The sequence below is a fragment of the Pseudomonas sp. UBA5568 genome, from assembly GCF_002425525.1.
Classification (GTDB): domain Bacteria; phylum Pseudomonadota; class Gammaproteobacteria; order Pseudomonadales; family Pseudomonadaceae; genus Aquipseudomonas; species Aquipseudomonas fulva.
In genome coordinates, this window is record NZ_DIMK01000046.1 from 21,083 (window position 1) to 33,069 (window position 11,987).

11 protein-coding genes are annotated in these 11,987 nt (G+C 62.1%); 6 read left to right on the forward strand and 5 right to left on the reverse strand.

Annotation, left to right across the window (positions count from 1 at the left end):
• Positions 1 to 75: 75 nt before the first annotated feature.
• The 4 genes from B2S33_RS14390 to B2S33_RS14405 all read left to right on the forward strand — a co-directional run bounded on the left by B2S33_RS14390 (position 76) and on the right by B2S33_RS14405 (position 3,963).
• Entirely contained in the window at positions 76 to 327 is a 252-nt protein-coding gene (locus tag B2S33_RS14390) for a DUF1653 domain-containing protein (protein WP_027915089.1), read from the forward strand.
• Positions 328 to 427: 100 nt separating this feature from the next.
• Positions 428 to 3,037, forward strand: a complete 2,610-nt coding sequence (gene topA / locus B2S33_RS14395; protein WP_027915088.1) for a type I DNA topoisomerase — start codon at positions 428 to 430, stop codon at positions 3,035 to 3,037.
• 126 nt (positions 3,038 to 3,163) lie between these two features.
• On the forward strand, positions 3,164 to 3,679 hold the full coding sequence (locus B2S33_RS14400) for a DUF6586 family protein (RefSeq protein ID WP_028687363.1): 516 nt from the start codon (positions 3,164 to 3,166) through the stop codon (positions 3,677 to 3,679).
• A gap of 50 nt (positions 3,680 to 3,729) precedes the next feature.
• Positions 3,730 to 3,963 carry a hypothetical protein gene (locus B2S33_RS14405; RefSeq protein WP_023534164.1) on the forward strand — a complete coding sequence of 78 codons (234 nt, stop codon included), beginning with the start codon at positions 3,730 to 3,732 and terminating at the stop codon, positions 3,961 to 3,963.
• Between the two features lie 171 nt (positions 3,964 to 4,134).
• On the opposite strand, the gene sulA is transcribed toward B2S33_RS14405, so the two are convergent.
• Positions 4,135 to 4,611, reverse strand: a complete 477-nt coding sequence (sulA, locus tag B2S33_RS14410; RefSeq protein WP_023534256.1) for an SOS-induced cell division inhibitor SulA — start codon at positions 4,609 to 4,611, stop codon at positions 4,135 to 4,137.
• Between the two features lie 13 nt (positions 4,612 to 4,624).
• Positions 4,625 to 5,233 carry a transcriptional repressor LexA gene (lexA, locus tag B2S33_RS14415; RefSeq protein WP_023534260.1) on the reverse strand — a complete coding sequence of 203 codons (609 nt, stop codon included), beginning with the start codon at positions 5,231 to 5,233 and terminating at the stop codon, positions 4,625 to 4,627.
• Between the two features lie 229 nt (positions 5,234 to 5,462).
• Between lexA and B2S33_RS14420 the strand changes: the two genes are divergently transcribed.
• Both B2S33_RS14420 and nagZ read left to right on the forward strand, forming a co-directional pair.
• A complete protein-coding gene (locus tag B2S33_RS14420; protein WP_059183168.1) occupies positions 5,463 to 6,176 on the forward strand; it encodes a TetR/AcrR family transcriptional regulator in 714 nt (237 codons plus the stop codon).
• 69 nt (positions 6,177 to 6,245) lie between these two features.
• Positions 6,246 to 7,244: a beta-N-acetylhexosaminidase gene (gene nagZ, locus B2S33_RS14425; RefSeq protein WP_174435402.1), complete on the forward strand. Its 999-nt coding sequence runs from the start codon at positions 6,246 to 6,248 to the stop codon at positions 7,242 to 7,244.
• Between the two features lie 63 nt (positions 7,245 to 7,307).
• Here the strand turns inward: nagZ and B2S33_RS14430 are convergent, their stop codons facing one another.
• The 3 genes from B2S33_RS14430 to B2S33_RS14440 all read right to left on the reverse strand — a co-directional run.
• Positions 7,308 to 10,634, reverse strand: coding sequence for a DEAD/DEAH box helicase (locus B2S33_RS14430; RefSeq protein WP_197874748.1), 3,327 nt, complete (start codon positions 10,632 to 10,634; stop codon positions 7,308 to 7,310).
• Positions 10,635 to 10,637: 3 nt separating this feature from the next.
• Positions 10,638 to 11,204, reverse strand: a complete 567-nt coding sequence (locus tag B2S33_RS14435) for a peptidoglycan binding protein CsiV (RefSeq protein ID WP_145280696.1) — start codon at positions 11,202 to 11,204, stop codon at positions 10,638 to 10,640.
• Between the two features lie 9 nt (positions 11,205 to 11,213).
• Positions 11,214 to 11,987 (reverse strand): TRCF domain-containing protein (locus B2S33_RS14440; protein WP_349681303.1); only part of this gene is annotated, 774 nt, incomplete at its 5' end.

Consider the following 11,987-nt stretch of genomic DNA (forward strand, 5'->3'; position numbering starts at 1 on the left):
GGAGAAGGACAGCAACCGGGGCCTCGTGCCCCGGTTTTGTTTTTTGGGTTTCGATGGCATCAGGAGGTAGACGACATGCAGATCCAGCCAGGTGTGTACCGGCATTACAAGGGCCCGGAGTACCGTGTGTTCAGTGTTGCGCGGCACTCCGAGAGCGAGGAGTGGATGGTGTTCTACCAATGCCTGTATGGTGATTACAGCTTCTGGGTGCGCCCGCTGTCGATGTTCCGCGAGTCGGTGGAAGTCGATGGCGAACAGGTGCCCCGCTTTGCGTTGATCAAGGCCGAAGAAGGGCTTTGCGGGATGTCGGACAAGTCGCAGGCGTGATGTTCTGAACTTGACCTCGCAGTTTTGCCACTATATATAGCGGTGCCGCGTCTGGTACCTGACGTGTTTTCAATCTTCAGATTCAGGAATACTCCGATCCATGGGCAAATCGCTGGTCATTGTGGAATCCCCGGCCAAGGCCAAGACCATCAACAAGTACCTGGGCAACCAGTACGTGGTGAAGTCGAGTATCGGCCATATCCGAGACCTTCCCACCAGCGGTTCGGCTAGCGCGAGCAAAGAGCCGGCCGCCAAGCGTGGCAAGGCGGCGGGTGAGGCACCGGCCCTTTCGCCCAAAGAAAAGGCGCGTCGCCAGCTGGTTGCACGCATGGGCGTCGACCCGGACCAGGGCTGGAAAGCCAAGTACGAGATCCTTCCCGGCAAGGAAAAGGTGATCGACGAGCTGCGCCGCCTGGCCAAGGACGCCGACACCATCTACCTCGCGACCGACTTGGACCGCGAAGGGGAGGCGATCGCCTGGCACCTGCGTGAGGCCATCGGTGGCGACGACACCCGCTATAAGCGCGTGGTGTTCAACGAAATCACCAAGAAAGCCATTCAGGAAGCGTTTTCGCAGCCCGGTGAGCTCGACATCGATCGGGTCAACGCGCAGCAGGCGCGCCGTTTTCTCGATCGCGTAGTGGGGTACATGGTGTCCCCGTTGCTGTGGTCCAAGATTGCCCGTGGCCTGTCGGCCGGGCGTGTGCAATCGGTAGCCGTCAAGCTGGTGGTCGAACGCGAACGCGAGATTCGTGCCTTCATTCCTCAGGAATACTGGGAAATCCATGCCGATCTCGGCACTGCCAAGAACGCCAAGGTTCGCTTCGAAGTCGCCCGTGAAAATGGCGAGGCCTTCAAGCCGCTGAACGAAACCCAGGCCATGGCCGCGCTGGAAAAGCTCAAGGCATCGAGCTATAGCGTCGTCAAGCGTGAAGACCGCCCGACCAGCAGCAAGCCTTCAGCGCCCTTCATCACCTCGACCCTGCAACAGGCGGCGAGCAATCGCCTGGGGTTCGGCGTGAAGAAAACCATGATGATGGCCCAGCGTCTGTACGAAGCGGGTTACATCACCTACATGCGTACCGATTCGACCAACCTGTCGAGCGATGCGCTGGAAATGGCCCGTAGCTACATCGAGCGGGAATTCGGCAAGCAGTACCTGCCCGAAACCCCGCAGGTCTACGGCAGCAAAGAGGGGGCTCAGGAGGCGCACGAAGCCATCCGGCCTTCGGACGTGAGCACCCACCCGACCAAGCTCAGCGGTATGGAGCGCGATGCCGAGCGGCTGTACGAGCTGATCTGGCGTCAGTTCCTGGCCTGCCAGATGCCGCCGGCCCAGTACCTGTCCACCAGCGTGACCGTGGCAGCAGGCAGCTTCGAGCTGCGTGCCAAGGGCCGTATCCTGAAGTTCGATGGCTACACCCGCGTGTTGCCGCAGCAGAGCAAGCCTGGTGAAGACGACGTGCTGCCCGAAATGGTCCAGGGTGAAGCGCTCAAGCTGATGCAGCTTGATCCTACCCAGCACTTCACCAAACCGCCTGCACGGTTCACCGAGGCCAGCCTGGTCAAGGAAATGGAAAAACGGGGTATCGGCCGTCCATCCACCTATGCGGCGATCATCTCGACCATCCAGGACCGTGGCTACGTGACGTTGCACAACCGTCGCTTCTACTCGGAGAAGATGGGCGATATCGTGACCGAGCGGCTTTCCGAGAGTTTCTCCAATTTGATGGATTACGGTTTCACCGCCGGCATGGAGGAGAACCTCGACGACGTCGCCCACGGCGAACGCGACTGGAAGAACGTGCTGGACGAGTTCTACGGCGACTTCAGCAAAAAGTTGCAGACGGCCGAATCCAGCGAAGGCGGCATGCGCGCCAACCAGCCGACGATGACCAACATTCCTTGCAAGGAGTGTGGCCGGCCGATGATGATCCGTACAGCGTCCACGGGCGTGTTCCTGGGCTGCTCTGGTTACAGCCTGCCACCCAAGGAGCGCTGCAAGTCCACGGTCAACCTCGTGCCTGGTGACGAAATTGCTGCAGACGACGAGGGTGAATCGGAGTCGCGCGTCTTGCTTGGCAAGCACCGCTGCCCGGTCTGTGCGACGGCGATGGACGCCTACCTGCTCGATGAAAAGCACAAGCTGCACATCTGTGGGAATAACCCCGATTGCCCGGGTTACGAGATCGAAGAGGGCAGCTATCGCATCAAAGGCTACGAAGGCCCAAGCCTTGAGTGCGACAAGTGCGGCAGCGAAATGCAGCTCAAGACCGGGCGCTTCGGCAAGTTCTTCGGGTGCACCAACCCTGCGTGCAAGAACACGCGCAAGCTGCTCAAAAGCGGTGAAGCGGCGCCGCCGAAGATGGACAAGGTCGACATGCCTGAGCTCAAGTGCGAGAAGGTGGACGACACCTATGTGCTGCGCGATGGTGCTTCGGGGCTGTTCCTGGCTGCCAGCCAGTTCCCGAAGAACCGCGAAACGCGTGCGCCCCTGGTGTGCGAGATTGTTCCGCACAAGCATGAGATCGATCCCAAGTACCATTTCCTGTGCGAAGCGCCCCAAAAGGATCCGGACGGTCGTCCTACCGTGATCCGCTACAGCCGCAAGACCAAGGAGCAATACGTCCAGTCCGAAGTGGACGGCAAGCCTACCGGTTGGAAGGCGTTCTACGATGGCAAGACCTGGAAAGTCGAAGACAAGCGCTGAGGTCTAGCGTTCAGGGATGGGGCCGCGCGGCGGCCTTTCGTGAGCTGATGCCACGAAAGGCCGCAGCACGGCCCCTTTCATTTATGATGCAGCAATCCGCTTAGCCACCTGATGGGAGGGCGACACATGGCCCAGGAGCTCTATACCCGTACCAATCAAAAACTGTTCTTTGCCGGGCTGGCACTGGAATCGATGGCCAAGGCTGAACAGAGTCAGGCCATGAACGCCCAGGGGCTGGTGCAGGCTGAGCGGGAGTCGGCATTGTTTCATCTGCACGGTGCATTGCTTGGCTTGTGTCACGAAATCAGTGGGTACTATCGCTTGCCTGCGCTGGCAACCGTCGAGCAGGCCCTGGCCCATGACGCCTTCAACGGCATCGCCATACCAGAAGTTGCCGAGCTTCTGGAGCTTGCCCGGCAACGGGAGACCTGGCTGGCGCAGATGCTGGCTGCGTATGCTGACTTGTTCCGAGCGCCCGTGATGCGCAAACCACCCAAGACTGACGTCACCCAGCCGCTGATCCAGGCCGTCAGCCTCGATGAGCAGGTGCCTGCGCCGCTGTCCCGTGCCGAGCTTGAAGCGTGGCGCAGCAACCTCAAGGCGCTTGTCAGGCGTTTTCGTGATGCGTTGAGTGAGTGCTGACGGCCTCGAGCGCTGGTACAATGCTCGCCTTTCGTGGAGAACCGCCCTTTATGTCTACGTCTTTTCTGGAAATTGTCGAGTTGCCTGATGGCCGCATCGAACTGCGTCGCGCCGAGGATGAAGGCTCACTGGTAACCCTGGATTTCTCAGAGGATGCCAAAGTATTTCTGCAAGGTCAGCACGTCGAGGTGGCCAAAGCCATGCTCAGCGTGGGGGTACAGATGGCTGGACGGCTTGTGGATGGCGAGCTCGAACGTGACGAAGGGCCGCGCGTTCTGCACTGAAACGCGCAGTCGTGTGATCGCTGTCACCGGCCTGGCCGGTGATGGCGGCAAGCGTATCAGACGGATGAATGTGGGGCAGTCGGAAAGGCGTTGCGCTTTCCCGGCGATCTTCACTCGTCAGGGTGAGCATGGCCTGGGAGCGGTCAGGCTGGTAGCGCGAATGCCGCAGTGTTAGCCGAAACGAATGTTCAGGCTCTGCGCGTTACCCACGCTTGCTGCACGCAACAGCAACTGACGTGCATTGGCATTGACGCTCCCCAGCCAGCTGACCACGGTGTGGCTACGGCCCAGGCGTAGGGCTTCACACGCCAACTGAAGGGGAGGCTGGTTGCCGCGCGGATGAAGCAGCAGAATGCGCTCGCGGTTTAGCCCAGCCCTGCGCAGCCAGGCCTGTGTCAGGCTCGACGGTGGCGCAATGAGGGTCAGCCAGCGCGTTTCGTCTTCTTCGCTGAGTTCACGTAGCACAGGTGCCAGCAGGGTATGACAGTGACTGGGGGCGCCGTGCAGTGACAATTCGCTGAACAGGTCGGGCAAGTCACTCTTGCGCGCCAGTTCGCTGGCCTTGAGGCCAGGCAGGACGGGCTGGGCGAGGAATGCTTCGAACAGCGGCAACTGGACTTGCTCGGTTGTATGGGTGAATGGCTGCATGACGCCTCCTGATTCAGCGGCGAATGACGCCGACGCTCAAGCCCTCGATCACCAGTTCCTGATCTTTCAGGTTGACTTCGATAGGGGCGAATTCCGGGTTTTCGGCCAGCAGCCAGACCTTGTTGCCTTCGCGCTTGAAGCGCTTGACGGTGACTTCGTCGCCGATGCGCGCCACGACGATCTGGCCGTTGCGGGCTTCACGGCAGGTATGCACCGCCAACAGGTCGCCATCGAGGATGCCCACGTTCTTCATGCTCATGCCGTGAACACGCAACAGATAGTCGGCCTGGGGGTGGAAAAAGGCGGGGTTGATGTTGCAGGATTGCTCGATGTGTTGCTCGGCAAGGATCGGGGCGCCGGCAGCAACGCGGCCGATGATCGGGAGCCCGGCCTCCTCGGCCTTGGCTTCCAGGCCGGGAATGCGAATGCCTCGGGAGGCGCCTGGCGTCATCTCGATAGCGCCTTTACGGGCCAGCGCCTTGAGATGCTCCTCGGCGGCATTAGGGGATTTGAAACCCAGCTCCTGGGCAATCTCGGCACGGGTCGGCGGAAAGCCGTTGTCCTCGAGGCTGCGCTTGATGAAGGCGAGGATTTCGGCTTGGCGTGGCGTCAGTTTCAACATGATCAGCGCTCTGTCTTTTTGTACAGTGACTGGGATTATATACAGTATTGGTCTAGCCGCAAGCTTTGGCAGCCCCTAGGTAAGCCGACTGGAGCAGATCACCTCGAGATCACCGCTTCACGACCTTGCAATGGCTTGACTGACCGGCCGGTCACGAGCGCTTGACAGATGTGGGGTTGAAACGTATGTTTCAAACACCTGTTTGTATGGCGGAGTGCTCGGAGTAGTCATGGCCCAATCGGAAACCGTTGAACGCATCCTCGATGCTGCCGAGCAGCTGTTTGCCGAGCGCGGGTTCGCCGAAACCTCGTTGCGGCTGATCACCAGCAAGGCCGGGGTTAACCTGGCGGCGGTGAACTACCACTTCGGTTCCAAGAAAGCCCTGATCCAAGCGGTCTTCTCTCGTTTTCTGGGGCCCTTCTGCGCCAGTCTCGAACGCGAGCTGGAGCGGCGTCAGGCCCGCCCCGAGCATAAGCCCACTCTTGAAGAATTGCTGGAGATGCTGGTCGAGCAAGCCCTTGCCGTGCAGCCGCGCAGCAACAACGACCTGTCGATCTTCATGCGGCTGCTTGGCCTGGCGTTCAGCCAGAGCCAGGGTCATTTGCGCCGCTACCTCGAAGACATGTACGGCAAGGTCTTCCGCCGCTACATGGTGCTCGTCAACGAAGCCGCGCCACGCATTCCTGCGATCGAATTGTTCTGGCGTGTGCACTTCATGCTCGGGGCTGCTGCGTTCAGCATGTCGGGCATCAAGGCGCTGCGGGCCATCGCCGAGACTGACTTCGGCATCAACACCTCCATCGAGCAGGTGATGCGCCTGATGGTGCCGTTCCTGGCTGCCGGCATGCGTGCCGATACCGGCGTCACCGACGCGGCCATGGCCAGCGCCCAGTTGCGCCCGCGCAGCAAAACCGCCAACGGTGCAGCCCCCGTCAAGGCATAACTTGGCCTGTTGCCAGCCGCAAGCGGGCTTTTCCCTGTCTCTATTGAAGGATTTCTCATGACCGTCAGCCTGCAAGGCTCCTTGATGGTGGATATCGCCGGCACCTGGCTGACCGCCGAAGACCGGCAGCTGTTGCGCCAGCCTGAAGTGGCGGGGTTGATCATCTTCGCCCGCAACATCGAAAGCCCGCGGCAGGTGCGCGCGTTGTGCGCCTCCATTCGCGCACTGCGCCCTGACCTGATCCTGGCCGTCGATCAGGAGGGAGGCCGAGTGCAGCGTCTGCGCCAGGGGTTCGTGCGCTTGCCGGCCATGCGTGCCCTGGCCGACACTGCCAATGCCGAGTACCTGGCCGAACAATGTGGCTGGTTGATGGCGACCGAAGTGCTTGCCGTTGGCCTGGACCTGAGCTTCGCCCCGGTGCTGGACTTGGATCACCAGCGCAGCGCGGTGGTGGGCAGCCGAGCCTTCGAGGGCGATCCGCTTCGAGCTACGCAACTGGCGGGCGCATTCATCCGCGGCATGAACGCGGCAGGCATGGCGGCCTGTGGCAAACATTTCCCAGGCCATGGCTGGGCAGAAGCTGATTCCCACGTAGCGATACCCACTGACGAGCGTAGCCTGGAGCAGCTGCGAGCGGCGGACCTGGTGCCGTTCAGCCGGCTGAGCGGTCAATTGGCGGCAGTGATGCCTGCCCATGTGATCTATCCGCAGGTCGACAACCGCCCGGCAGGCTTTTCCCGCCGGTGGCTGCAAGATATTTTGCGCGGCGAGCTGGGTTTTGACGGGGTCATCTTCAGCGACGACCTGTCCATGGCCGGTGCTCATGTGGTTGGTGATGCGGCCAGCCGCATCGAAGCTGCGTTCACTGCCGGGTGTGATATGGGGCTGGTTTGCAACGACCGGGCTGCAGCCGAATTGGCGCTGGGCGCGGCTCAGCGCCTGCGGGTCACGCCGTCGCCTCGGATCGCCAGCATGCGCGGCCAAGGCACGGCCTGCACCGATTATCGCCAACATCCGCGTTGGCTGCAGGCGCTGGGTGCGCTCAAGGACGCGCAGTTGATCGACTAGCCGCTTATTGCCAAGCAGGCTGTCGGGACGCGTTCACCCAGCCAGTGCGCGTCCCGACAGGTTTTACCGACCCCGCTTGCCCGGCAAGGGCGCAAACAACGCTTCGATTTCCTCGTCCCCCAGTCGCCACTGCCCAGCCTTGCCTCCGTCAAGCAGGCTGGTGGCCAGCGCTGCTTTCTCCTGCTGCAACAGCTGGATCTTTTCCTCCACCGTGCCGCGGGTAATCAGCTTGAACACGAAGACGGGCTTGTCCTGGCCGATGCGATAGGCCCGGTCGGTCGCCTGGTTTTCGCTGGCCGGGTTCCACCATGGGTCGTAATGGATCACGGTGTCGGCTGCTGTCAGGTTCAAGCCCACCCCGCCTGCCTTGAGGCTGATCAGAAAGACCTGGCTATCCCCCGCCTGGAATTGCTGGACAGGGGTGCGACGGTCGCGGGTGTCACCGGTCAACAGGCTGTAGCGAATGCTGCGTTTTTTCAGTTCCTGCTCGATCAACGCCAGCATCGAGGTGAACTGGGAGAACAGCAGCACGCGGCGGCCTTCGCTCATCAGTTCTTCGAGCATCTCCAGCAGCGCGCCCAGCTTGCCCTTGTCGCTCTGGTTGCCCTTGATATCCACGCCCTTGACCAGCCGCAGATCGCAACACACCTGGCGCAGCTTGAGCAGTGCGTCGAGAATGACGATCTGGCTGCGTGCGGCACCATTACGGGCTACCTCGTCGCGAACCTTCTTGTCCATCGCCACCCGCACGGCCTCGTAGGTGTCACGCTGTGCGTCGCTCAGTTCGACCCAGTGCACCAGTTCCGTCTTGGCTGGCAGTTCGGTGGCGACCTGCTCCTTCGTGCGGCGCAGCAGGAAGGGTCGAATGCGCGTGATCAGGTGGGTCAGGCGCTCGGTGTTGCCCTGGCGCTCGATCGGCGTGCGGTAGTCCTGATTGAAACGCTTGAGGTCACCGAGCCAGCCGGGCATCAGGAAGTGGAAGATCGACCACAGCTCGCCGAGGTTGTTTTCCATCGGTGTACCGGTCAGGCACAGGCGCTGGCTAGCCTGCAGTTGGCACACAGCCATGGCGGCCTTGCTGGTGCTGCTCTTGATGTTCTGCGCCTCGTCGAGCAACAGCAGGTGCCATGGCTGCGCACGCAAATGCGCGAGGTCGCGGGGCACCAGGGCATAGGTGGTCAGGATGAGGTCGTAATCCTGCAGACGGGTGAAATGCTTGCTGCGTGCTGGCCCGTGCAGGGCCAGTACCCGAAGGTCAGGTGCAAAACGCTGCGCCTCGTCCAGCCAATTGGGTAGCAGGCTGGTCGGCATGACCGCCAGTGCTGGCGTCGTCAAACGGCCCGCTTCTTTTTCCAGCAGCACATGGGCAAGGGCTTGTAAGGTTTTGCCCAGGCCCATGTCATCCCCAAGGATGCCACCGGTGCCCATCTCCCGCAGTGCTTGCAGCCAGTTGAGCCCTTGCTGCTGGTAGCCGCGCAGGCTGGCGTGCAAGCCGGCAGGTGGGGCGACCTGCAGATCCCTGGCATCCCGCAGGCGGCGACCCAAATCGCGCACATGCTCCCCGCCTTCCCAATGCAGCGGCAGCGCTTCGATCCCGTTCAGGCGCGCAGCGTCTGCTCGGCTCATGCGCAGTGCCGTTCCGGCTTCGGGTTCGCTCATGTACAGCTCGCCCAAGGTCGCCATCACGGCCTTGACCCGGCCATAAGGCAGTGCCACGCGCAGGGCGGAGGCGTCGATCCGGCCGCGGTTGAGATCGATCAGCAGGTGCTCCTCGTCATTGCGCTTGGCCAGTTCGCTGGGACGCAGCAGTTCAGGGCTATTGCGCAACAGCTGCAGCACGATGGGCAGCAGGCTGTGCCGCTGTCCATCGACGACGATACCCAGTTCGAGGTCGAACCATTCATGGCCTGGCGTTTCATCGACGGTGGCGTACCAGTCCTCCACCTCCTGCAAGTCGAACGCGAAGTCGCGGTTGACATCCACCTGCCAGCCCGCCTCACGCAGCCGGGGCAGGTCTGTGCGCACGAACTGCAGCCAGGCTTCGTCGTCGGCGAGCAGGAACATCTCGCCCGCGCTGTCGGGCAGCGCCTTGCTCTGCCGGGTCGCGACCTTGAACCCCATGTCGCGCAGGACATTGCGCAGGGCTTGCTCAGCCTTGGGTTGACGGCTGATGCGCTGGCTCACACTGCCCACCAGGCGCGTGAGCGGCTTGTCGGTATTACCGCTGGCCGACAGGCCGTCGTAGTCGAACGACAACGCGGCGCGATGCTGCATCTGGCGCTGCATGCGGCCGGTCTTGGGCATGTAGGCGGTGAACTCCAGGCTCCCGAGCGCGAGGTGCGCCTTGGGCTGGATGTCATCGACGTGTTGCTCTTCGACCTCGGTCGGCGTCGGCACGGCATGGCTCAAGGCATTGAGCTTGTGGCTGAGTGGCACGACCAAGTGCTCCGGCACCTCGGGTGCGAGGGTCAGTTGCATTGCAACGTGGGGGTTGAGCCCATGTTCGAGAATACCGATCTCATGGGTGACCATGTCCAGGTAGTACAGCGGAAGCAACGGGATGACGCAGTTGGTTTTATCCCCGCCGGTGAACCACAAGCCACGGTACGCACCATTGTCCAGGCGCACCCAGCGAAACTCGCCCTGGCGCACCGGCCCGGGCACCAGTTGCGGTTGGGTGTCGAACAGGTACAGTCGGCCCGTGTCGATGATGCGCTGGAGCAACTCACCGCCTTCGGCCCCGGTCAGCCTGTAGCCTCGCTCCTGGCCGCCCCCCTGATTGAGCGAGGAGAGCAGACGCAGGATGCGCGCGTCTTCTTCGGTCACGAACTTCGGTCGGTCGTACAGGAAGTCGTAGACCGACTGCACCCGGCTGAAGCGAATACCGTCTTCGGTTTCGGCGCCCTTGCGCACGACCACTGAGCAACTGGCATCGTCCTGAAGGCGCAAGTTGTAGCAGACCGAGCGCCCGCGCCTGTCCTTGCCCGGTTCGACCGGCGCGGGCGCTTGTTCGAGATTGCTGAGCCAATGTTGAAGCTCGGCTGACATCCTTGCAGAGGTGGGCTTGGCTATCAGTGGCGTGTCGAAGGGGTCGCTGATCAGCAGCAGCGCAGCCGCGCAGTGCTTGCAGTTGCGCGCAACAGGGCAACTGCACCGGCCTTTTACGAGCAGGCGCCCGGCATGCACGCTCACTTCGATGTCCTGCCGGTAGGTTTGTCCTGCACTGCCTTTGCACAGAGCGGAAAACCTTTGCCCGTTTAGGTACTCCAGCTCGGACATGCCCTTGCTCGCGTAAACCTCGCCTCGCCTGAGCGTGCCTGCGTCGAAACATTCGATCCAGTTGGGGTACTCGTTCAGCAGCTCGAAGGCATCCGGTCCATTGCGGCTCATGGGCTACTGCTCCAGCATGTCCAGCGATGGCATCTTGGGTGTGCCGGGTGGGGTGATCTTCAGGAGCATGGCCAGATGGCCGCCGTCCAGGTAGGTCAGTTGTCCGCCTTTCACATTGCTGTTGGCCTGGCGAAACTGCTCGCTCTGCAGCACGCTGCCGTTGCTGTCGAGCTGGTTGACCCAGAGGTTGGCTTCAACCTGGATGAAGCGGCCCTGGGTGATGCTCAGGTTGCCCTCGATCGGGAAATGGCCGAACTGCTCGGCACCCTCACCCAATGCGATGCGACTGGGCCCATCGCCTACCTGCTGTTGCCAGGCCCGATGCATGAGCACCGTGTAGTCGGCCGTGGCGCCCAGGCGCGTGGCCTCGTCTTCCAGGGCTGGGCGCTGCTCTGCGCCCTTGTCCAGCCGTGGCGCCCCAGCGCTCCAGTCTTCGGGAGCGAAGGGGCTGGTGAACGCGGGTACGTTGTTCTGCCGTACCAGGATCATTTCGACCTGGTACGGGCCCTGGGCGAATGCCGCTGGGGCAAACGCCACCAGCAGCAGGGTCAGACAGCGAATGGCGCGCATGGATCTTCCTTAGGCAGGCTTTGGTGTCAGGCGCTCGAACAGCGCCTCAAGGGTGTTGAAGCGCTCATCAGGCCGTTCCATCGGAACCAGGAAGCGGAACTGAGTGGCGCCCTCGAACTTGTAGCGCTTGGGCTGGCTCTGGATCAGCTTGATCAGGGTCAGAGGATCGACCGGCGTTTCGGCCTCGAACTCCAGCTTGCCGCCGTTGGGGCCGGCGTCGACTTTCTTGATGCCGAGTTTCTCCGCCTGCAACTTGAGCAGCGTCAGGCGCATGAGGTTCTTGGTGGGCTCTGGCAGAAGGCCGAAGCGGTCGATCATTTCGACCTGCAGGTCCTTGAGCCCTTCCTCATCGGCTGCCGAGGCGATGCGCTTGTACAGGATCAGCCGCGCATGCACGTCCGGCAGGTAGTCCTCGGGGATCAGGGCCGGCAGGCGCAGGTTGATTTCCGGGCCGCCGCCCAGTGGTTGCTCCAGGTTGGGCTGGGTGCCCTTGCGGATCGCCTTGACGGCGCGCTCGAGCATTTCCATGTACAGGGTAAAGCCCACCGCCTGAATCTGGCCGCTCTGGCCATCCCCGAGCAATTCGCCAGCCCCGCGGATTTCCAGGTCGTTGGTCGCGAGCACGAACCCGGCGCCCAGGTCTTGAGTGTTGGCGATGGCTTCGAGGCGTTTTTCGGCGTCGCCGCTGACCTTCTGGCGCGTTGGCGTCAGCAGGTAGGCATAGGCCTGGTGGTGGCTGCGACCGACTCGGCCACGCAGTTGATGCAGCTGGGCCAGGCCGAA

Bases quoted from the DNA above. Each gene is read 5' to 3' on its own strand.
- B2S33_RS14390 (WP_027915089.1), top strand. From the start codon at position 76: ATGCAGATCCAGCCAGGTGTGTACCGGCATTACAAGGGCCCGGAGTAC.
- topA (WP_027915088.1), top strand. From the start codon at position 428: ATGGGCAAATCGCTGGTCATTGTGGAATCCCCGGCCAAGGCCAAGACC.
- B2S33_RS14400 (WP_028687363.1), top strand. From the start codon at position 3,164: ATGGCCCAGGAGCTCTATACCCGTACCAATCAAAAACTGTTCTTTGCC.
- B2S33_RS14405 (WP_023534164.1), top strand. From the start codon at position 3,730: ATGTCTACGTCTTTTCTGGAAATTGTCGAGTTGCCTGATGGCCGCATC.
- sulA (WP_023534256.1), bottom strand. From the start codon at position 4,611: ATGCAGCCATTCACCCATACAACCGAGCAAGTCCAGTTGCCGCTGTTC.
- lexA (WP_023534260.1), bottom strand. From the start codon at position 5,233: ATGTTGAAACTGACGCCACGCCAAGCCGAAATCCTCGCCTTCATCAAG.
- B2S33_RS14420 (WP_059183168.1), top strand. From the start codon at position 5,463: ATGGCCCAATCGGAAACCGTTGAACGCATCCTCGATGCTGCCGAGCAG.
- B2S33_RS14430 (WP_197874748.1), bottom strand. From the start codon at position 10,634: ATGAGCCGCAATGGACCGGATGCCTTCGAGCTGCTGAACGAGTACCCC.
- B2S33_RS14435 (WP_145280696.1), bottom strand. From the start codon at position 11,204: ATGCGCGCCATTCGCTGTCTGACCCTGCTGCTGGTGGCGTTTGCCCCA.